The sequence below is a fragment of the Roseateles sp. 22389 genome (assembly GCF_052044995.1).
Taxonomy (GTDB): domain Bacteria; phylum Pseudomonadota; class Gammaproteobacteria; order Burkholderiales; family Burkholderiaceae_C; genus Roseateles.
On record NZ_JBQEOF010000004.1, the window covers coordinates 206,453 to 227,237 of the forward strand.

The window sequence follows — 20,785 nt, forward strand, 5'->3', positions numbered from 1 at the left end:
GGCGTAGAACGGAGGCGGAGAGCGGAGAGCGGAGCGCGGAGCGCGGAAGGCGTCGTGCGGCGGGCGCGCTTCGGGAACGTGGACTGCCGCGCAGTGGGTGAGCGTTTTCGTAACTCTCTTGTACCTGGGAAAGCGCTTGCGGAGGGCCGCGGGACCCCGTCGGCGTGTAATATGGTTACCAATCTAACCCTGGCCGAGTTACATCGGCAGTCGGCATGAACAAGACGCTTCTGGACGTCACCGCGCGCATCAAGGCGCGCAGCGCCGCTTCGCGCGAGCGCTATCTGGACCTGATCGAGCGCATGGCGGGCCGCCAGCGCGGCGTGCAGCGCCTCGGTTGCGCGAACGTCGCCCATGCGGTGGCCGCGATGCCGGCCAACGACAAGCTGCGCATCGTCGCCGAGAAGGCGCCGCACCTGGGCATCGTGACGGCCTACAACGACATGCTGTCGGCCCATCAGCCCTACGAGAACTACCCCGCGATCATCCGCGACGAGGTGCATCGCCAGGGCGCGACGGCGCAGGTCGCCGGCGGGGTGCCGGCGATGTGCGACGGCGTGACGCAGGGCACGCCGGGCATGGAGCTCAGCCTGTTCTCGCGGGACACGATCGCGATGGGAACGGCGGTGGCGCTGTCCCACGATGTTTTCGATGCCGCGCTGCTGCTGGGCATCTGCGACAAGATCGTGCCGGGGCTGCTGATCGGCGCGCTGCACTTCGGCCATCTGCCCTGCGTGTTCGTGCCGGCCGGGCCGATGAGCTCGGGGCTGTCCAACAACGACAAGGCCAAGGTGCGCGAGCTCTACGCGCAGGGCAAGGTCGGCCGCGACGAGCTGCTGCAGGCCGAGTCCCAGGCCTATCACGGCGCCGGCACCTGCACCTTCTACGGCACGGCCAACAGCAACCAGATGCTGCTCGAGGCGATGGGCCTGCATGTGCCGGGCGCGGCCTTCGTCCATCCGCATGACGGCCTGCGCGAGGCGCTGACCCGCGAGGCGGTGCGCCAGGCGCTGAAGATCATTCCGCAGCGCGACTACACGCCGATCGGCCGCATGGTGGACGAGCGCAGCATCGTCAACGCGATGGCGGCGCTGCTGGCGACGGGCGGCTCGACCAACCACCTGATCCACTGGGTCGCGGTGGCGCGCTCGGCCGGCATCCTGATCGACTGGAGCGATTTCTCCGAGTTGTCGTCGGTCGTGCCGCTGCTAGCGCGCGTGTATCCGAACGGCAGCGCCGACGTGAACCAGTTCCAGGCCGCGGGCGGCCCGGGCTTCGTGATCAAGGAACTGATCGGCGCCGGGCTGATGCACGGGGACGTGCTGACCTCGGTGGCGGGGCAGGATCTGAATGCCTTCGCGCGGCTGCCGCGCCGCGCCGAAGATGGGTCGGTGAGCTGGAGCGACCTGCCGGCCCGGAGCGGCGACGAGGCGGTGGTGCGCACCGCCGCCGCGCCGTTCTCGCCGACGGGCGGGCTGAAGCTGCTGGCGGGCAATCTGGGGCGCGCGGTGATCAAGGTGTCGGCGGTGCCCGAGGATCGGCACACGGTGGAGGCGCCGGCGCGCATCTTCGACAGCCAGGAGGCGATGCAGGCCGCGTTCAAGGCCGGCGAACTGGAGCGCGACGTCGTGGTCGTCGTGCGCTTCCAGGGGCCGCAGGCCAACGGCATGCCGGAGCTGCACAAGCTGACGCCGCCGCTGGCGGTGCTGCAGGGCAAGGGCTTCAAGGTGGCGCTGGTGACCGACGGGCGCATGAGCGGCGCGTCGGGCAAGGTGCCGGCGGCGATCCATGTGAGCCCGGAGGCGCTCTCGGGCGGACCGCTGGCCAAGCTGCGCGACGGCGACCTGGTGCGGGTGTGCGCCAACAGCGGCGAGCTGACGGCGCTGGTGCCGGCGGCGGAGTGGGACCGGCGTGAGCTGGCGCAGATCACCGCGGACGCGGTGATGGACAACGGCGCCGGACTGGGCCGCGAGCTGTTCGCCGGCATGCGGCGCAATGTGACGTCGGCGGAGGAGGGCGCGGTCACCTGGCTGTGAGGCCGGAGGGTCGACGCGTCGGCGGATTCGGATTCGATTACGAGGAGAACCCCATGAGTTCCATCAAGGACACCCTGAGCCTGGCCGAACACGGTCCGGTGATCCCGGTCATCGTCATCGACCGCGTCGAGGACGCGGTGCCGCTGGCGCGCGCGCTGGTCGCCGGTGGCGTGAAGGTGCTGGAGGTGACGCTGCGCACGCCGGTGGCGCTGGAGGCGATCGCCGCGATCGCGCGCGAGGTGCCGCAGGCGCTGGTGGGCGCGGGCACGCTGCGGACCTCGGCGGACGCGGTGGCGGCCAAGCAGGCCGGTGCCTGCTTCGCGGTCAGCCCCGGCTTCACGCAGGACGTGGCGAGCGCCTGCGACGCGCATTTCCTGCCCCTGCTGCCGGGCGTGTCGACGGCCAGCGAGGTGATGATGGCCAGCGACGCCGGCTACAAGTTCCTGAAGCTGTTCCCTGCGACCGCGGTGGGCGGCGTCGGGCTGCTGAAGGCGCTGGCCGGCCCGTTCCCCGACGTGGCGTTCTGCCCCACCGGCGGCATCACGGTGCAGACCGCGCCCGATTTCCTGGCGCTGCCGAACGTCAAGGTCTGCGGTGGGTCGTGGCTCACCCCGGCCGACGCGGTGAAGGCGGGCGACTGGGCCCGCATCACCCAACTGGCCAAGGAAGCGAGCGCGCTGCGCTGACCCCTCGCCGCTCACCCGCCCCTTGGGGGCGGGCCGGGGTGGGGTAACTGCTGCCCCGCCCGCTCGGAGGGCGGGGATGGGGTGGGAGCGAAACGATGAAAAGGGCTTCCAGAGCCGTGGCCGCCGGTTGCCTGGTTCACCGCTTCACAGGATCGAAGATCAAGCAAGTCGTGCTCCCATGCGCATACAGCTTGCCGTCATGGCCGATCAGGTCCGCCTCCGCCGTCGCCATCTGGCGGCCGACATGCCGCACGCGGCCGATGGCGCGCACGACCGGCACGCGCTCGTTGAGCGCCCGCACCAGGTTGATCTTGAGCTCCAGCGTCGTATAGCCGCGGCCGGGATCCAGCGTCGTGTGCACCGCGCAGCCCAGCGCCGAATCCAGCAGCGTCGCATACCAGCCGCCGTGCACCGTGCCCATCGGGTTGTAGTGCCGGAACTTGGGCGAGCCCTGGAAGATCACCTCGCCCTTGGTCACGCGCAGCAGCGTGAAATCGAGGGTCTGCGCGATCGGCGGCGGCGGCAGCTTGCCGTCGAGCATCGCCTGCATCTGCTGCAGGCCGTTCAGGCCGGCGATCTCCGCCATCGTGGCCACGCCATGCTCGGGCCGCAGCATCGCGCGGACCGCCTTTTCTTCGTCCAGCCACTGGGCCAGCGCTTCGTCGTGCGAGGGAGTCAAAGCTGCGCTCATCGTGCATTCCTGTCGGGTGAATGAAGACCATCCGGAAACTTGTGGCTGCAATGGTTGCAGCTACAATCTTCCGCTGTCAAGCATCCCTGCGACAGCCGCAGGCTTCCACGTGAGGGGACCCATGAACGCGTCCGTCACCGCCACGAAGACGTCCGCCGCGGCGAGCACCGCCCAGGCGGAGCCCATCTCGCCCAAGGGCTGTACCAATTTCAAGCTTCGCCAGGTGACGCGGCTGGTCTCCAACCACTGCGAGGCCCATTTCGCCGAGACCGGCCTGAAGACCACGCAGTACGCGCTGCTGTCGCACATCGTGGTGCTCGGTCCGATCCAGCCGAGCGAACTCGCGCGCCGCATGGACCTGGATCTGTCGACGCTGTCGCGCAACATCCAGCCCCTGCTCGCGATGGGACTGGTGGAGACCCTGCCCGGGCCTGACGCGCGCAGCCGCCAACTGCAGGCGACCGAGGAGGGCCACGCGCGCCGCAAACAGATGAAGGCGACCTGGAAGCGCGCGCAGCTCTCGCTCAACGAGCGCCTGGGCGACGAGCGCGTGCAGCGCCTGCATGCGTTGCTCGACGAATGTGCGGCGCTGATGCGCGGCGAAGTCGATCCGGACGAGCTCGATGGCGACTCGCCGTGAGCGCCTGAACGCTCCGGACCCCAACGCCCTGAGCGCCCTGAAGCTCGCGTGGCTCAACGCCCCATCTGGAACAGGTCGAGCGCCGCGGCCACCTCGCCGGCCTGGCCGCGCAGCCGGTCCGAGGACCGCGCCAAGTCCTCGACCATCGCCACGTTCTGCTGCGTGATCTGCTCGAGTTGACGCACGGCGTCGGTCACCTGCGAGATGTCGTCGAGCTGCGCCTGCGCGCTGCGTTCGATGTCCTCGATGACGCCGCCGAAGCGCTCCACCGCCGAGAGCGTGTCCGCCATGCTGCGGCGCGCCTCGCCGGTCTGGCGCGTGCCCGCCTCGACCTTCTCGCCGGACGCGGCGATCAGCTGCTTGATCTCTCGCGCCGCCACCGTGCTGCGCTGCGCCAGCGCGCGCACCTCCGACGCCACCACCGCGAAGCCCTTGCCATGCTCGCCGGCCCGCGCGGCCTCGACCGCCGCGTTCAACGCCAGGATGTTGGTCTGGAAGGCGATGCCCTCGATCAACTGCGTGATCTCGCCGATGCGGGCCGAGGCCTCGGCGATCGCGGTCATCGTGTCGTTGACCGAGCGCACGTTGCCGTCGCTGCGCCGCGCCGCCTGGCCGAGCTCCGCGGCGACCTCGCGCGCCCGGTGGGCCGCGTCGCGGTTGCCGCGCACCTCGTCGGTGATCTGGCGCATGCTCGCGGCGGTCTGCTCCAGGCTGGACGCCTGGGCTTCAGTGCGCCGGGCGAGGTCATGGTTGCCTTGCGCGATCGCGTCCGACACCGCCCGCATCTCGCCGAGTTCATGCTGCGTGTCCGACACCAGCGCGCGCAGGTTCACCCGCAGTTGCGTCAGCGCGCGATCCAGCAGTCCCGGCGGCGCGGCCGCCTCGGTGGCATGAGGGCGTGGTGCGCCCAGGTCGCCGGCCGCGAGGCGCTCCGCCACCCGCAGGCTTGCGCGCAGGGCGGCGCGTCGCTGGCCCACGCGCAGCGCCGAGACGACCCCGACCGCGAGCCGCCGCCAGAGCGGCGCGCGAAGACGGCCGTGGTGCAGCGCGAGTTCGCTCCGACCCGACCGACCCGGCCGGCCCTCGGCGTTCATCCGCGCATACAGCGTCTCGGCCGCGCGCACCTGTTCGCGCGTGGGCTGGCTACGCACCGACAGGTAGCCCGCCGGCTGGCCGTCGCGCAGCAGTGGCGTCACGTTGGCCATCACCCAGTAATGGTCGCCATCCTTGCGGCGGTTCTTCACCAGGCCCGACCAGGGCCGTCCGGCCCGCACCGTCGCCCAGAGGTCGCGGAAGGCCTCGGCCGGCATGTCGGGATGGCGGATCAGGTTGTGCGGCCGGCCGATCAGCTCCTCGCGGCTGAAGCCGCTGACCGCGACGAACACGTCGTTGCAGTGCAGGATCCGGCCCTTCAGGTCAGTGGTGGACACCAGCGCGCGGCCTTCGGGGAACGGGAATTCCCGTTGCGTGACCGGCAGATTCGTTCTCATCGATGCGTTCCCTGTACGGTAAGTCTTGACTTGGATCAAGACACAGCATCGATGAGTTGGTCAGGGCGTCACTTGAGCAAGATCAAGCCATTGCGGGTTGACCCGGGAGAGGGTTGGCGCGCCGTGAAGGAGTGCCGGCGCGCCGGCCGTCAGTCGAGCGTGACGATCACCGGTGCGTGGTCGCTGGGCTTGGGCAGCTTGCGCATCTGCCGGTCGATCGTGCAGGCGGTGACGCGGGGCTTGAGCGCCTCGCTGACGAGGATGTGGTCGATGCGCAGGCCCTTGTTCTTCTGGAAGCCGAGCATGCGGTAGTCCCACCAGCTGTAGCTCTTGGGCGGCTGCTCGAACAGCCGGTAGGCGTCGGTGAGGCCCAGGTCGAGCAAGGCCTGGAAGTGCGCGCGCTCCTGCGGCGAGGTGTGCGTCTGGCCGACGAAGGCGGCGGGGTCGTAGCAGTCGCGGTCTTCCGGGGCGATGTTGAAGTCGCCCATCAGCACGAGTTGCTTGTGCTGCTGGAGTTCACTGGCGAGCCAGGCGCGCAGGCCGTCCAGCCAGGCCATCTTGTAGACGAACTTGTCGCTGTCCAGCGCCTGGCCGTTGGGGAAGTAGGCGCCGATCACGCGCACGTCGCCGACGGTGCCGGCGATCAGCCGCGCCTGTTCGTCGGCATAGCCGGTGATGTTCTTGACGACGTCCCGGGCGGGCTCGCGGGACAGCAGCGCCACGCCGTTGTAGGTCTTCTGCCCGAACCACTGGACCTGGTAGCCGGCCTCGCCGATCTCCAGGGTCGGGAACTTGTCGTCGGTGAGCTTGGTCTCCTGCAGCACGAGCGCATCGACCGGATTGGCGGCCAGCCAGTCGAGCAGCTGCGGCAGGCGCACGGCCAGGGAGTTGACGTTCCAGGTGGCGAATTTCATGGTGCTCGTAGGTGATGAGGCAGGCAACGCCGCATCGTACCCAGTCCTTCGGCGCCGACGCGCCATCGCCCTGCAGACGCCAACCGGAGAGGCTCAGGTGGGCCCGGTGGGTGCCGGCGGGCGCCGCCTGCCCAGGCGCCGGGCCGATTCGATCAGCGCCGGGGTCATGACCGCCCAACCCGCCCCCAGCACGGCCAGTGCGACCGCCGGGTCAGGAAAGCTGCCGGCACCCAGGCGCACGGCGGCCAGGTAGGACAGCGGTCCCCCGATGGCGCCGAGCACCGCCGCCAGCAGCGGCCGCCCGTGCAGCCACGCCAGCGGCCCCCGGAGCAAGGTCGCGAACAGCGCCCAGAGCGCCAGGATCCAGATCGGCGCCAGCTGGGGCAGCGGGCCGGGCGATGCGTACTGCACCCAGCCTTGCCGGACCATCGCGCTGTCCCACGCGAGGCCCATCAGCATGGCCAGTACCGTCAGCGCCAGATCCGCGGCGCGGGCGGGACTCATGGCCAGGTGCAGCAGCACGACTGCGGCCACCGCCATCACGCCCGCCGCGACCTGACCATGCGCCGCGCCGAGCACGCACGCGAACCAGGCGGCCTGGAACAGGCAGAACTGGACGAGGCCGATCATCAGCCGCCTCCTCGATGCACTGCCTGCCTGCATGGCGGCGCTCCTTCCATCGCGGCGCGCCGCGCGCTGCCGCTTCACAGCGGGTTGGGGATCAGCACCTTGTCGACGACGTGAATCACGCCGTTGCTGGCCCGCACGTCGACCGCGACGATCCTGGCCGGCGTCGCGGTGGAGTCGGTGATGGTGGGCGGCGTGCCGGCGTTGATCACGAGGGACTGGCCCAGCACCGTGGTGACCGGCGTGCCGAAGGGAATGTTGGCCGACAGCACCTCGCTGCCCAGCACGTGATAGGTCAGCACGTTGGTGAGCTGCTGCGTGCTCAGCCCGTTCACCGTCGAAGCGATGGCCGCGAAGGCGTCATGGGTCGGCGCGAAGATGGTGAAGGGACCGGCGCCGCTGAGCGTCCCCTGCAGATTGGCCTTGACCACCGCGGCGACGAGCGTGTCGAAGGTCGGGTTCACCTGCGCCATCTGGACGATGTTCAGCAGCCCCGGAGGCACGAGCACCCTGTCGACCGCGTGGATGACGCCGTTGCTGGCCATCACGTCGGCGGTCGTCACGCGGGCGGTGGTGAGGGCCGCATCCTGGATCGTGACGCCGCCGGTGAAGCTCAGGCTGAGCGTCGTGGCGTTGCCGTTGAACTTGTACAGCGTCGCCTGCGTGGCGCCGCCCGCGGCCAGGTCGGCGGCGGCCTTGCGCGTGCCCAGCACGTGGTACTGGAGGATGCCGGCCAGCGTCGATGCGGGCAGGGCGGTGACCATCGCATCGGCACTGGCGAAGCCCAGCTGCGTCGCCAGTTTCGTGAACGCCTCGTTGGTCGGCGCGAAGACCGTCAGGGACACCGAGCCGTCCGCGAGCGTCGACGCCAGCCCCGCCTTCGTGGCGGCCGCCGTGAGCGCGGTGAAGCCGCCGTTCTGGGCGGCCTGGGCGAGGGTCGGCATCGGCGCGGGATCGTCGTCGTCGCCGCCGCAGGCGGTGAGCATCGTCGACACCGTCGCGGCCGCGAGCAGCCATTTGAAGAGACGCAGCATGGGGATCTCCTGGGTTGACCTTGTGGCGGACCTGGTCGGCGCGACCGGCCCGGGGACGCGACCGTCTTACGGCGACCGCGCCGTCATGGATCAACGATGAGGCGGACCGTTACGCTGGGTGCGGCGCCCCACATTGCCGATGGCCAGGGCGATCCGGGCCGATCCGGCCTGATGGCTCAGCGGGCGAGGCGCTCGCGCAGCGCCTGCGCCTGGGTTTGGATCGCACGCGTCTCCTGCGCCGACAGCCGATCGAGGTGGCGGACCTGCGCGCCCAGTCGGGGATGACGCGCGAAGCGCGTGCGGTGGCGCAGCAGGAAATCCCAATACAGCGTCGTGTACGGACAGGCTTGGGGACCGAGCTTGACGGCGGGCTGGTAGGGACAGAGGGCGCAATGCTGGCCGCCGCTCATGCGCTCGATGTAGGCGCCGCTGGCGACATAAGGCTTGCTCGTCATCCGGCCGCCATCGGCGAACTGGCTCATGCCCAGCGTGTTGGGCAGCTCGACCCATTCGACCGCATCGACGTAGACCGCCAGGTACCACTCGTGGATCTGCGCGGGCCGTACGCCCAGCAGCAGAGAGAACAGCCCGGTCACCATGAGCCGCTGGATGTGATGGGCATAACCCAGGCGCAGCGTCTGCCGCAGCGCGTCCGCCAGGCAGGCCAGCTCGGTCTCGCCGCTCCAGTAGAAGGCGGGCAGTGGCTGGTCCGCCTCCAGGGCATTGGCCGTGGCGAGCGCCGGCATCTGGGTCCAATAGATGCCCCGCACGTACTCGCGCCATCCGAGCACCTGACGGATGAAGCCCTCGACGCTGGCCAGCGGTGCGGCGCCCGCGCGCCATGCCTGCTCGGCGCGTGCCACCACCTCGCGCGGGCCGATCAACTTGAGGTTCATCGCCGCGGCCAGCTGCGCGTGCCAGAGCCACGGCTCGCCCGGCCACATCGCGTCCTGCCAGAGGCCGAACTCGGGCAGCCGCTCCGCGATGAAGCGCTCCAGGGCGTGCAGGGCCTGCTCCCGGGTCACCGGCCAATCGAAGTCCCGCAGCGACCCCGGATGCTGGGGAAAGGCCTGCTCGACGAGCGCCAGCACCTCGCGGGTGATGTCGTCGGGAGGCACGCGGGCGCGATCGGGCACGAAAGCCGGCCCGCCCGGCGGGAAGGGGCGCTGGTTCTCCGCGTCGAAGTTCCAGCGGTCGCCGACAGGCTCGTCGCCGTTCATCAGCAGGCCGTGATGGCGGCGCATGTGCCGGTAGAACACCTCCATGCGCAAGGTCCGTCGCCCCTGGGAGAAGGCGGCGAACTCCCGCACGGTGCAGAAGAAATGCCGGTCGTCGCGCAGTTCGATCGCATGCCCGGCGGCCGCCGCCGCACCGCGCAGCGCCTTGAGCACGCGCCAGTCGCCGGGCGCCGTCAGGACCACGCGTCGCGGCTGCCAGCGCGCCAGCGCGCGCCTGAGTTCACCGGCGAGGCTGCCGGTGTTGCCTGCGTCGTCGAGCCGCACGTAATCCACCGGTCGGCCCAAGTCCTGCAGCGCCCGGGCATGGTGCCGCATCGCGGAGAGGAAGAGGGCGATGCGGATCCGGCTCGACCAGACATGCTCGGATTCCTCGCGCACCTCCGCCATCCAGACGAGATCGCGTTCGGGATCGAAGTCGTCGAAGGCGGAGCTGTGCAGGTCCAGCTGGTCTCCCAGCACGATGACCAGCGAGCGCACGGCGCCCTTCATGGCGATGACGGCTTGGCAGGCATGGCGGCGGTGCGGTGTCCAGGCGCCTTCAGGCGCCCGCCCACGGGAAGCGTCTCTTCGTTGTTCCGCGTCGATATACGGCGATCGCGACGCCTTGGATCAACGCGACGCGCGGCCGTCTACCGCAGGCGCTCCATCACGCTGCGCCGATCCGGCCATTCCTGGTGCGAGGCGGCGCGGTGGTTCTCCACCTCGGTGAAGGTCTTGCGCCGCTGCTCGTCGGTCTTGCGCATCGCGCGCGCGATCGAGTCGCGCGTCGTGTCGATCAGCGTGGTGACGGTCTTGCTGTCCTCGACGGTGGTGGCGTCGTAGTTGCCGCCGGCGCGGTCCAGCGTGTAGGTGCGCGACTTCTGGAAGCTGGCGCTCAGCGTCTCGGTCTGTGTCTGCGTGATCGAGCGGCCGCCGGTCGCCGCGTTGGGCCGCTCGCTGGTCGTCTGGCCGATCCGGTACTCGGCATGGCCGGCCTCCTGGACGCTGCCGATGCGGCTGGTCCGCTGCGAATCGGCGCTGAAGCTGGCCTGGAAGTCCGCCAGGCCGCTCTGCAGCGATTGCGTCTGCGCGCGCAAACCGTCGCTCATCGGTGCCATCGCGCTGGGGTCGAGGGCGTCCACGGCGCCGCCCTTCGCGGCGGTCGTGGCCTTGGCGGCAGTGCCGGCGCCGCTTGAACTCCCGGTATTCGCCGCGTGGCGGACCGCCAGCAGCGAGGCCGCATCCTGCGGACGCCCGCGCCCTTCGCCGGCATCGGGACGCCGGGTGTCATCGACGCGTCGCGTCTCGTCTGGATCCGCGGGCGGAGCCTGCAGCTGCCGGAAGGCGTCCTTGAAGGACTTCGTCATCGCCGCGTCCGCGTGGCTGCGTTCGGCCGCGGCATCGACCTGCTGGAGCAACTGGTCGATGGCCGACCAGCGCCTGCCGCTCGCCGGCGCGCCGGTGGTCGTGCGGGACGTGGCGGCGGCGTCCACCTCGAGCGCCATCTCGCCGCTGGTGGTGCGCAGCGACAGCGACTTCTTCTCGGCGCCCAGTTGCAGCGAGAACGAACGCAACTCGCCGGGCCGGTCGGCCGAGGCGTCGGGGTGGTCGATGCGCAGGTCCAGGCCGGTCAGCACGCCGTCGGCGTCGAAGCCCGTCAGGCCGGACAGGTCCAGCGTCGGAACGCCGTCGCCCAGGCCCTCCAGGGCACGGTCCAGGCCGTCGGACAGCAGGGCGAGCGCGTCGCGCTCGGCGCCGCTCAGCGGCCCGGAGCTCGAAACCTCGACCTGCAGGCCGCGCGTGCCGCCCGATTCGCCACTGTTCACGCCGATCTTGAGCTCGACGGTTTGTCCGGAACGGGTCTGCACCTTCAGGCTCACCGTCGTGGCGTTGGTCGCGACGCCGGACAGCGCCTGTTGTTGCAGGGCAGCGGCCGCGGCGGCGGGGTCGGCGCTTCCGGTGCCTTCTGCGTTTGCGGCGCTCGCGGCCGGATCGGTCGCGCCGGCGTCCGGGAGCGCCGGCACGACGTCCGCCAGCGTCTGGCGGTAGCGCTCGCCGGTGTCGGCCAACTGCTTGAGCAGCGCGCCGCCGAGTCCGCGCCAGCGGTCGGACAGCGTGCGGGCTTCCTTGCCGCTGTTGCGCGACATCAGCTCGCTCAGGCCGTCGTCACCGGCCTTGGCCCAGACGCGCCGCGGTCCGGCGCCGGGCGCCGAGGGCCGCGCATACACGGCGGCATCGGTGGTCGCGGCGTCCAGCGTCACGCGCGTGCCCGCGGTTGAAGCCGCCGGGGAGGCCGCGTCGGCGGCGCGCGAGGACACGCCCGCGGGGCGGAACGAGGCGGCCGCGCGGCTGGCGGCGAGCCGGTCCAGCAGGCCGGGGCCCGCCGAGGCGATGAAGTTCATGCGAAGCGCCTCCCTGGCGGCGGTGTCCCGTCGCTCTGGTGGCGGCGACGGTGATCCCTTCGCTATCGGCCGCCCGCGGCAGAACTTGAGGGGCCGGGCGGCGCGTCGTCGTGCCGGGCCGCGGCGCTCAGACGTGCAGCCAGGCCGCGATGCCCAGGCCGATGCCGATCGCGCCGGCGCCCAGCGTCGCGTACTCCATCCAGCGCCGCTTGGTCAGCAGCGCGATCGCGGCCAGCGCGATGCCCACCTGCAGCGCGGTCGTTGCCTGCGCCCAGCGGTGATGGAGGTGCAACTGGTCGTCGCTGCGGCGGTCCCATTCGGTGGACTCGGCCTCGAGCTTCTCGGCCTGCGCCTTGATCTCGTTCTTCTCGGTCTCGTAGCGGGCGATCTTCTCGCGGTACTTGGCTTTCTGCTCTTCGCTGGCGGTCAGGTCCAGCGCGAACTCGGCCAGGTTCTGCTTGCTGCTCTTGGCCTGGAAGTAGTTCCAGCGGTTGGCGGCCTCGGTCTTGGTGATCGCGGCGTTGTTCTTGAAGAGCCCCGCATTGGCCTGCGTGGCGCCGCCCATGTAGGAGAAGAAGGCGCCCAGCGTCGCCAGCACCGCGGTGATCACGGCCAGCTGGCCGGCCAGGCCCTTGGGTTCATGGTGCGCGGCGTGTTCGAGCTCGTGGTCGTGCGGGCCGTGGACGTGGAAGTGATTGCCGGACATGGGAGTGGGAGAACGTGGAGTCGGAAGACGGAAAGGAGGCGTGAAGGTTGCCGGGCCGCGGTCGCGACCGGCCCGAGGTCGCGGGCCGGGACGCCCGCTCAGCGGCGGCGCTCGTAGCGGACGAAGTCGTAGTCCCAGTCGTGGCCGCGGTCGGCGGGGCTGTGGTGGCGCTCGCGCGAGACCGGCGCGAAGACCTGCGGGTCGACGGCCGGGAAGAAGGCGTCGGCGTCGAAGCGGGCGTCGATCTCGGTCAGCTCCAGCGCGTCGGCGCGCGGCAGGCTGAGCGCATAGACCTGCGCGCCGCCCATGACGAAGACGGCCTCGTCGGCGCCGCAGGCATCGAGCGCCGCGTCCAACGTGGCGAAGACCTCGGCGCCCTCGAGCCGCAGTCCCGGCTGGCGCGACAGCACCAGGTTGCGCCGCTGCACCAGCGGGCGGAACCTGGCGGGGATGGAGTCCCAGGTCTTGCGGCCCATGATCACCGTGTGGCCCAGCGTCAGCGCCTTGAAGCGCGCCATGTCCTCGGGCAGGCGGACCAGCAGGCCGTTGTCGCGGCCGATGCCGCGCGCGCGATCGAGCGCGGCGATGAGGGTGAGATGAGGCATTTGGAACGGCGGCGAAGCGGGGCGGAAACGTCGGGGAGGCGCCCGCGACGCGAAGGCGAGGTGGGCCCGGGTCGCGAGTTTACGGGCGACGAGGTGCCTTGCGCGGAGAGTCCGGCTCCGCCTGTCACCACTTGTCGCCGCCCGTCGCCGCCCGGACGTTCAGCGCTCGGCGTTCAGCGCAGCCGGCGGAAGGCGGCGCGCAGTTCCCGGGCGAAGAGCTCGGGCTGTTCCCAGGCCGCGAAGTGGCCGCCCTTGTCCACTTCGTTGAAGTAGGCCAGCGACGGATAGGCGCGCTCGGTCCACGAGCGCGGCGCGCGGTAGATCTCGCCCGGGAAGACGGTGACGGCGACCGGGATCGTGATCTCGGTGGTGCGCTGGTGCGCGGCGCTGAAATTGTTGTTGTTGTTCTCCCAGTAGAAGCGCGAGGCCGAGGCGCCGGTGTTGGTCAGCCAGTAGAGGCTGACGTCGTCCAGGATCTCGTCCTTGGTCAGGACGCGCTCGGGCTCGCCGCCGCTGTCGGTCCACTCGATGATCTTCTCGACCATGAAGCCGGCCAGCGCCGCCGGCGAGTCGCACAGCGCATAACCGATGGTCTGCGGCCGGGTGACCATCAGCGCGCCGTAGGCGGCGTTGCGGCCGAAGAAGCGGCTCAGCGTCAGGTAGGCGGTGCGCTCGGCGTCGGACAGCCCCGGCGGCGGCGGATCGCCGGCGTTGATGGGCTTGACCAGTTCGGGCGGCACCGTGGGCGGCATGTTGACGTGGATGCCGAGCAGGCCGTCGAGCTTGAGCCGCGCCATCGCATCGGAGATCACCGAGCCGTGGTCGCCGCCCTGCGAGACGTAGCGGCTGTAGCCCAGGCGCTTCATCAGCACGTTCCAGGCGCGGCCGACGCGCTCCGGACCCCAGCCCAGTTCGCGCGGCTTGCCGGAAAAGCCGTAGCCGGGGATGGACGGGATGACGAGGTGGAAGGCGTCCTCGGCGCGGCCGCCGTGCGCGGTCGGATCGGTCAGCGGGCCGATGGTCTTGAGCATCTCCAGGATCGAGCCCGGCCAGCCATGGGTGATGACCAGCGGCAGCGCGTTGGCGTGCTTGGATCGGATGTGGAGGAAGTGGATGTCCAGGCCGTCGATCTGCGTGATGAACTGGGGCAGGGCGTTGAGGCGGCGCTCCACCTGGCGCCAGTCGTAGCTGCGGCTCCAGTAGTCGCACAGCGCGCGCAGCCGCGCGAGCTGGATGCCCTGCGAGCCATCGGGCACCAGCTCCGGGTCGGGCCAGCGGGTGTCGGCGATGCGGCGGCGCAGGTCCGCCAGCGCGGCATCGGGGATGTCGATGCGGAAGCGCCGGACGGAGAAATCGCCGATCGGGACGGCGGTGGTGAGGGCGGTGGTGTCGCCGCCGGAGAAGGTGACGGCGCCGGTCGGGGCGGCACCGGCGGCGCGCGCGGCACCGGCCGCGGACAGCAGACCCAGGCCGGTCGCGCCGGCGGCAGCGGACGTGGCGAGGAAGCGCCGCCGGCCCGCCGCGTCGCGGGCGGCGGTCGCGGACGCGTCCGGCGTCGGGGTCGACTGGGTCGACGCGCCCGGCAGGGCCGGGGTGGAGGCCGCGTCGGTGACGGCGGGAGGAAGGGATTTCTTGAACATCAGGTCTCCGCATGAGGCTGTGAATGCGGAGGCGATCACATCAAAGGCGGCGGCGCGCGCCCATCCGACCCTCGTCTGCGCGACCTGTACGAAGGTAGGCCTTGCGGCTTCGCGGCATGGGGACGGTGGAGGCGGTGAAGGCGGTGAAGGCGGTGAAGGTGGGCGCGCTCCGGTCCGTCACGAAGCCGTCACCCGCGCCGCGAATGATGGCCGGTCCCCAGCTTCGCCCTTGCCGCACCATGAGCCCTGCCTCCGATCACGACGCGCTTGTCGAGCGCATCCGCCGCGACCTGCAGGACGGCTACGACGAGGAGCTGGAACTCGAGATCGAGGACCGCCACGTGGACGAGGCGCTGCGCGCGCTCGACGAGGGCGACGGCGACAGCGCGCATAGCGAGCGCATCGCCTACTTCCGGCAGCTGTTCCGGCTGCAGCGCGAGCTGGTGAAGCTGCAGGACTGGGTGCAGCACACCCGCCAGAAGGTGGTGATCCTTTTCGAAGGCCGCGACGCGGCGGGCAAGGGCGGCGCGATCAAGCGCATCACCCAGCGCCTGAATCCGCGCGTGTGCCGCGTCGTCGCGCTGCCGGCGCCCAATGACCGCGAGCGCACGCAGTGGTACTTCCAGCGCTACGTGCCGCACCTGCCGGCGGCGGGGGAGATCGTGCTGTTCGACCGCAGCTGGTACAACCGCGCCGGCGTGGAGCGGGTGATGGGCTTCTGCTCGGAGGCCGACGTCGAGGAGTTCTTCCGCTCGGTGCCGGAGTTCGAGCGCATGCTGGTGCGCTCCGGCATCACGCTGATCAAGTACTGGTTCTCCATCAGCGACGAGGAACAGCACCTGCGCTTCCTGGGCCGCATCCACGATCCGCTCAAGCAGTGGAAGCTCTCGCCGATGGACCTGGAGTCGCGCCGGCGCTGGGAGGACTACACCCGCGCCAAGGAGGTGATGCTGGAACGCACCCACATCCCCGAGGCGCCCTGGTGGGTGGTGGCCGCGGACGACAAGAAGCGTGCGCGGCTCAACTGCATCCAGCATCTGCTGGACCACTTCCCGTACCACGAGGTGGAGCGCGCCGAGGTCCGCCTGCCCGAGCGCGAGCGGCATGACGACTACGCGCGCCAGCCGGTGCCGCCGCAGATGTTCGTGCCCGAGCGCTATTGAGCGACGGCCCGCCGCAAGGCGGCGCGCGCCAGCAGGCGCGTCGAATCGAGCGTGGGCAGCGACGCGTTGGCGTCGCCGATGATCAGCGGGATCTCGGTGCAGCCCAGCACGACGGCGTCGCAGCCGCGCTCGCGCAGCGCATCGATCGCGCGCTGGAAGCGCTCGACGGTGCCTGGTTGCACGCGGCCCGGGACCAGCTCGTCCATGATTCGCGCGCCGAGTTCGTCGCGCCACGCGTCGCTGGGCCGGACCGCCTCGATGCCGGCGGCGGCCAGCGCTTCGGGATAGACCTCGCTGCGCACCAGCCACTGCGTGCCCAGCACGCCGACACGGCGGAAACCACGCTGGCGCGCCTCGTCCGCGACGACGCGCGCGATGTGCAGCCAGGGCAGCGGCGAGCGCGGCTCGACCAGGTCGAAAGCCTGGTGGATGGTGTTGTCCGGGCAGATGAGCAGCTGCGCGCCGGCGGCCTGCAGACGATGTGCGGAGTCGAGCATCAGCGCCGCGACCGCCTCGCGGTCACCCCGATCCAGCGCCTCGACGTAGCGGTGCAGCGAGGGCGTGTGCAGGCTGAGCTCGGGATGCGCGTGCGGCCCGAGCAGCTCCGCGCCTTCGGCGCAGATCGTGCGGTAGCAGAGGGCGGCGCCTTCGGCGGAACAGCCGACGATGCCGATGTGCAGCGGGCCCGCGGCGGGCAGGAAAGCGGAAGCGGTCATGCGCGGATGCTAACGGGCGGCCTGCTCTCGCTGGGCGCCGGTCGCGGCGCGGGTCTCGCGCGGCCCGCCCAACTCAGCATCGATCTCGACCGGCCTTCAGCTCAGGCGCTGGTTCGAGCGGTTCTCGTCGACCAGGCGGCGATAGACGCGGAAGTGCGCCGCCGACGCGCGTGGCTCGCCGAGCCGCTCGCACAGCGCGCCGAGGCGGTAATGCGATTCGGCCAGCGCCGGGTTGAGGTCCAGGGCCTGCTCGAACGAGGCGATCGCTTGCGGCAGGCGGCCCGCGCTCTCGAGCACGCAGCCGGCAAAGTGGTACAGCGCGGCGATGTCGCCACACCAGCCGACGGCCTGGTCGATGAGCTCGAGCGCCTCGTCATGGCGGCCCTGGCGGCTCAGCAGCGTGGTCAGCCGGGCGAAGGACTCGACGTGGCAGGGATCCTGCGCGATGGCCTGGCGGCAGGCCGATTCGAGGGTGGCTTCGTCGGTGTTGTCGGTCAGCACGGCCAGCTCGGCGATCGCGTCCAGCGCCGCGTCGCTGAGGCGCCGCGCGGAGCATTGCCGCTCGACCTCGTCGGCGTGAGGCGCCGCTTGATGCGCCGCTCGAGGCGCCGGGGTGGCGCGATCAAGCGAGGGGTCGAGCGGGCGCTCGAAGGGGCGGCTGAGCAGACGGTCGGCGGCGGTGATCGGCGGGTTGGTGGTCATGGCATCCCTCTGAAACGTTGCCGTGAACGGTACCCAGGCTTCGCACGCGTCTCTGCCGGAGAGGAGTGCGCGCGCGTGTAGGACAAGCGGAAGTTCCGAGGGCGCCGGGATCAGCGCGGTCCGCGCTCTTCCCGGGTCATTGGCAGCGCGACCCGCACCAGCAGCCCGCCGCCCGGCGCGTCGTGCAGCGCGATGCGCCCGCCCAGGCCCTCCACCACCGCGCGGGCGATCGACAGTCCCAGGCCGCTGCCGGGCTCGCGCTGCGCGGGGTCCCGGAAGAAGCGGTCGAACACCCGCATGCGCAACGCGGTCGGGATGCCCGGACCCTCGTCGGCGACGGTGACGAGCGCCTCGCCGGCCGCCTGCCGGAGCCCGACGCGCACCGTACCGCCCGCCGGTCCGTACTTGACGGCGTTCTCGACCAGGTTGTCGACCAGCGACTCCAGCGCGCCGCGCTGGCCCTCGACGCACAGGTCGGGCGCCGCGGCCAGCTCCAGCTCGACCGAGCGCGCCGATGCCAGCGGCGATAGGGCCGCCAGCCGGTCCTGCAGCAGGCGGTCGAGGCGGATGCGCTCGCGCCGCTCCGCGCCGGGCGCCTCGCTGCGCATCAACCGGAGCAGCTGGTTGACCATGCGCGACGCGCGATGGCCGCTGCTCAGCACGCCGGCCATGAGCTGGCGCTCCCGCTCGTCATGCGCATCGGCGCGCAGCGCCTCGACGTTGACCAGCATCGCCGCCAGGGGCGTGCGCAGCTCGTGCGCCGCGTCGGCCACGAAGACGCGCTCGCGCTCGCTGCTGTCGGACACGCGTCGCATCCAGCCGTTGATCGCCTCCACCATCACCGCCAGTTCGCGATGGCCCTCGCGATAGGCGAGCGGGGTCAGGTCCTGCGGGCCGCGCCTGGCCATCTCGCGCGCCACCGCGCTCCAGGGACGCATCGCCAGGCGGATCGACAGCCAGGCCGGCACCACGAGGATGGGCAGGCTGATCAGCAGGGGCAGCAGGTAAAAGCCCTTGGAGTAGATCGTGATGAAGACGTTCCACCCCTGGTTGCGCGCGAACATGGTCGTGCGCGTCCCCGAGGGCGCCTGCATGGTCTTGGCGACGTAGGCGACACCGCCCAGGCGCAGCGGGAACTGGGTGTCCAGCGGCCCTTCGGGCACGAAGTCCGGCGCCTTCGGACTGCGGTACACGATGCGCCCGTGCTGCTGGACGACGAAGCCCGGCAGCGGGTCGTTGATGGCGTCGTAGTCCTCGACGATCGCCTCGTGGGCGCGGTCGAGCACGCGCTGGCGGCGGTCGGGGTCGTCGGCCAGTTCGTCGGCGATCGCATTGATCGTCTCGTAGAGCTTGCGGGTGTCGAGCAGCGGCCGGGCGCCTTGGCTCAGCAGGTAGCCCGCGCCCGCCGACCACAGCAGCGTCAGCAGCAGCATCTGCGCGATCAGCAGCCGCCGCACCAGGCTGGGTTGCGTGAGGGCGCGCGTGAAGTCGCGTAAGCGTGAGGCCCCAATGAGCTGCATCTTCATGCCGGCCATTGGACCAGCACCGCGGCCCGGCACGCGCCGCGCCGCGCGGCGCTTCATGCTTTCTTCATGCGTGGAAAAGGTCGGCTTCATGGACCGCTTTGACACTGCCGACGCGTTCCAGGCCCCGTCTGGCGCTCCAGTGCTCGGGCGGCGGTTTTCTTTCCCATGATCGACATGACCACATCCATGAAGTGTTTCCCCCTCACCCCCATCACCACCGCCCTCCTGCTGCTGCCGCTGTGCGCCGCGGCCCAGGCGCAGACCGGACCCGCATCGGCATCCGCATCCACGCCGACGTCCACCGTCGTCGTCCAGGGCGGCGTGGCCGTCGCCACGCGCTATGCCGGTTCGGACGAGCACCTCGTCGCGCCGCTGCTGGGGGTGGAGTACGCGCATGCGAGCGGCTTCTTCCTGAGCACGCAGCGTGGCCTGGGTTATGCGGGATCGACCGGCGGCCTGAGCTACAGCGCGGCGCTGGGCTACCGCGGCAAGCGCGAAGAGAAGGAGACGAAGGGACTGGGCGGCAGCAGCGGCAGCAAGTACCTGCGCGGCATGGGCGAGGTGAAGGGCAGCGCCACGGCGCACCTGACGCTGGGCTATGCGGTGACTGACTGGCTCGAACTGCAGATCGCCACCGAGCAGCCGATCACGACGCGGACCAACGGCGCGCTCTACAGCCTCGGCGCGGCGGCCACGGTGCTGTCGGGCGGCAGGAACACGGTGGTGCTGTCGGTGTCGGCCAACGCGGCGGACAAGAAGTACATGCAGACCTATCACGGCGTGACCGCCGCGCAGTCGGCGCGCTCGGGTTATGCGGTGTTCACGCCCAAGGCCGGCGCCCACATGGCCGAAGGCGGCGTGAGCTGGCAGCACAAGCTCTCATCGGACTGGAGCATCACCGGCATGGTCGGCGCGCAGCGCCTGCTCGGCGATGCGCGCAAGAGCCCCCTGACGCGCCGCGCGACTTCGCCGGTGGGGGCGGTGTATGTGAGCTACTCGTATTGATGAGCAATGGCCCGGCGATCGCCGGGCGCCCGCTTGCCATGCGAATCGGTTGTCGATCCGCATGGCGTCCATTCCCCACGCCCTGAGTTCGCGCTTGATTGCGAGTTCGCCGACCGCATCAGGTCGACCGGGAGTGCGCCCTGGGTGTCACACCGCCACCGGAGCCTTGATCGCCGCGTGGTGCTGGTAGTCGCGCAGCTCGAAGTCGTCGAACTCGTAATCGAAGATCGAGGCCGGCTGGCGCTTGATGTGCATCGTCGGGTAGGGGAAGGGCGCGCGTTCCAGCTGCGTCCGCACCTGCTCGAAGTGATTCGCGTAGATGTGGCAGTCGCCGCCGGTCCAGATGAAATCGCCCAGGCCCAGCCCGCATTGCTGCGCCAGCATCTGCGTCAGCAGCGCGTAGCTGGCGATGTTGAAGGGCACCCCCAGGAAGATGTCGGCGCTGCGCTGGTACAGCTGGCAGGACAGCCTGCCGTCGGCCACGTAGAACTGGAAGAAGGCGTGGCACGGCATCAGCGCCATCTGGTCCAGCTCCGCCACGTTCCAGGCCGAAACGATGATCCGGCGCGAATCGGGGTTGGTCTTGAGCTGCCTCACCACCTCGGCGATCTGGTCCACATGGCCGCCGCCCGCCTTGGGCCAGCTGCGCCACTGCACGCCGTAGACCGGCCCCAGGTCGCCGTCCTCGCGCGCCCACTCGTCCCAGATCGTGCAGCCGCGCTCCTGCAGCCACTTGACGTTGGAGTCGCCGCGCAGGAACCACAGCAGCTCCAGGATGATCGACTTCAGGTGCACCTTCTTCGTCGTCACGAGCGGGAAACCCTCGTTCAGGTCGAAGCGCATCTGATGCCCGAAGACGCTGCGCGTGCCCGTGCCCGTGCGGTCGCCCTTGGCGACGCCGTGCTCGTACACGTGGCGCATGAAGTCTTCGTACTGGCTGCGCACCGGGCGTGCGGCGGTGGTGTCTGCGGTCATGGGGCGCGAT

Annotated in this window: 19 protein-coding genes; 5 read left to right on the forward strand and 14 right to left on the reverse strand. The window is 70.7% G+C overall.

The features are described from left to right. Positions 1–215 precede the first annotated feature (215 nt). Positions 216–2,036, forward strand: coding sequence for a phosphogluconate dehydratase (edd, locus tag ACTJKJ_RS07770; RefSeq protein WP_297382726.1), 1,821 nt, complete (start codon positions 216–218; stop codon positions 2,034–2,036). A gap of 53 nt (positions 2,037–2,089) precedes the next feature. Continuing rightward, positions 2,090–2,722, forward strand: coding sequence for a bifunctional 4-hydroxy-2-oxoglutarate aldolase/2-dehydro-3-deoxy-phosphogluconate aldolase (locus ACTJKJ_RS07775; protein WP_440820061.1), 633 nt, complete (start codon positions 2,090–2,092; stop codon positions 2,720–2,722). A gap of 136 nt (positions 2,723–2,858) precedes the next feature. On the opposite strand, the gene ACTJKJ_RS07780 is transcribed toward ACTJKJ_RS07775, so the two are convergent. Beyond that, positions 2,859–3,413 carry a PaaI family thioesterase gene (locus ACTJKJ_RS07780; protein WP_091724398.1) on the reverse strand — a complete coding sequence of 185 codons (555 nt, stop codon included), beginning with the start codon at positions 3,411–3,413 and terminating at the stop codon, positions 2,859–2,861. Positions 3,414–3,534: 121 nt separating this feature from the next. On the opposite strand from ACTJKJ_RS07780, the gene ACTJKJ_RS07785 reads away from it, so the two are divergent. Further along, complete coding sequence (locus ACTJKJ_RS07785) at positions 3,535–4,053, forward strand: MarR family winged helix-turn-helix transcriptional regulator (RefSeq protein ID WP_343603506.1); 519 nt, start codon at positions 3,535–3,537, stop codon at positions 4,051–4,053. 53 nt (positions 4,054–4,106) lie between these two features. Here the strand turns inward: ACTJKJ_RS07785 and ACTJKJ_RS07790 are convergent, their stop codons facing one another. The 9 genes from ACTJKJ_RS07790 to ACTJKJ_RS07830 form a co-directional block, all read right to left on the reverse strand. Next, a complete protein-coding gene (locus ACTJKJ_RS07790; protein WP_440820062.1) occupies positions 4,107–5,543 on the reverse strand; it encodes a methyl-accepting chemotaxis protein in 1,437 nt (478 codons plus the stop codon). Between the two features lie 149 nt (positions 5,544–5,692). Continuing rightward, a complete protein-coding gene (locus ACTJKJ_RS07795; protein ID WP_091724401.1) occupies positions 5,693–6,457 on the reverse strand; it encodes an exodeoxyribonuclease III in 765 nt (254 codons plus the stop codon). Positions 6,458–6,550: 93 nt separating this feature from the next. Further along, a complete protein-coding gene (locus ACTJKJ_RS07800; RefSeq protein WP_440820063.1) occupies positions 6,551–7,087 on the reverse strand; it encodes a DUF2878 domain-containing protein in 537 nt (178 codons plus the stop codon). Positions 7,088–7,161: 74 nt separating this feature from the next. Then, complete coding sequence (locus ACTJKJ_RS07805; protein ID WP_255511937.1) at positions 7,162–8,118, reverse strand: fasciclin domain-containing protein; 957 nt, start codon at positions 8,116–8,118, stop codon at positions 7,162–7,164. 176 nt (positions 8,119–8,294) lie between these two features. Then, complete coding sequence (locus ACTJKJ_RS07810; protein ID WP_440820064.1) at positions 8,295–9,845, reverse strand: cryptochrome/photolyase family protein; 1,551 nt, start codon at positions 9,843–9,845, stop codon at positions 8,295–8,297. A 140-nt stretch (positions 9,846–9,985) separates the two neighbouring features. Beyond that, positions 9,986–11,737 (reverse strand): hypothetical protein, encoded by a 1,752-nt coding sequence (locus ACTJKJ_RS07815; protein ID WP_440820065.1) that lies wholly within the window; start codon positions 11,735–11,737, stop codon positions 9,986–9,988. Between the two features lie 127 nt (positions 11,738–11,864). After that, a complete protein-coding gene (locus tag ACTJKJ_RS07820; protein WP_183491343.1) occupies positions 11,865–12,443 on the reverse strand; it encodes a DUF4337 domain-containing protein in 579 nt (192 codons plus the stop codon). A gap of 98 nt (positions 12,444–12,541) precedes the next feature. Continuing rightward, the gene (locus ACTJKJ_RS07825) at positions 12,542–13,048 is read right to left on the reverse strand and encodes a dihydrofolate reductase (protein ID WP_183491345.1); all 507 of its coding nucleotides are present in this window, start codon (positions 13,046–13,048) and stop codon (positions 12,542–12,544) included. A 173-nt stretch (positions 13,049–13,221) separates the two neighbouring features. Then, on the reverse strand, positions 13,222–14,688 hold the full coding sequence (locus ACTJKJ_RS07830) for an epoxide hydrolase family protein (protein WP_440820066.1): 1,467 nt from the start codon (positions 14,686–14,688) through the stop codon (positions 13,222–13,224). 239 nt (positions 14,689–14,927) lie between these two features. Here ACTJKJ_RS07830 and ppk2 point away from each other — a divergent pair, with 239 nt between their 5' ends. Beyond that, on the forward strand, positions 14,928–15,851 hold the full coding sequence (ppk2, locus tag ACTJKJ_RS07835; protein WP_183491349.1) for a polyphosphate kinase 2: 924 nt from the start codon (positions 14,928–14,930) through the stop codon (positions 15,849–15,851). On the opposite strand, the gene ACTJKJ_RS07840 is transcribed toward ppk2, so the two are convergent. From ACTJKJ_RS07840 to ACTJKJ_RS07850, 3 genes are all read right to left on the reverse strand, one after another. Continuing rightward, a complete protein-coding gene (locus ACTJKJ_RS07840) occupies positions 15,845–16,567 on the reverse strand; it encodes an aspartate/glutamate racemase family protein (protein WP_440820067.1) in 723 nt (240 codons plus the stop codon). The genes ppk2 and ACTJKJ_RS07840 overlap by 7 nt on opposite strands. Positions 16,568–16,663: 96 nt before the next feature. Next, the gene (locus tag ACTJKJ_RS07845; RefSeq protein ID WP_440820068.1) at positions 16,664–17,269 is read right to left on the reverse strand and encodes a tetratricopeptide repeat protein; all 606 of its coding nucleotides are present in this window, start codon (positions 17,267–17,269) and stop codon (positions 16,664–16,666) included. Between the two features lie 110 nt (positions 17,270–17,379). Then, positions 17,380–18,852, reverse strand: coding sequence for a sensor histidine kinase (locus ACTJKJ_RS07850; RefSeq protein ID WP_440820069.1), 1,473 nt, complete (start codon positions 18,850–18,852; stop codon positions 17,380–17,382). Between the two features lie 129 nt (positions 18,853–18,981). Between ACTJKJ_RS07850 and ACTJKJ_RS07855 the strand changes: the two genes are divergently transcribed. Further along, the gene (locus ACTJKJ_RS07855; protein WP_440820070.1) at positions 18,982–19,800 is read left to right on the forward strand and encodes a MipA/OmpV family protein; all 819 of its coding nucleotides are present in this window, start codon (positions 18,982–18,984) and stop codon (positions 19,798–19,800) included. 147 nt (positions 19,801–19,947) lie between these two features. Here ACTJKJ_RS07855 and ACTJKJ_RS07860 read toward each other — a convergent pair whose 3' ends face one another. Continuing rightward, positions 19,948–20,775, reverse strand: a complete 828-nt coding sequence (locus ACTJKJ_RS07860; protein WP_440820071.1) for a thymidylate synthase — start codon at positions 20,773–20,775, stop codon at positions 19,948–19,950. Between the last annotated feature and the right edge of the window lie 10 nt (positions 20,776–20,785).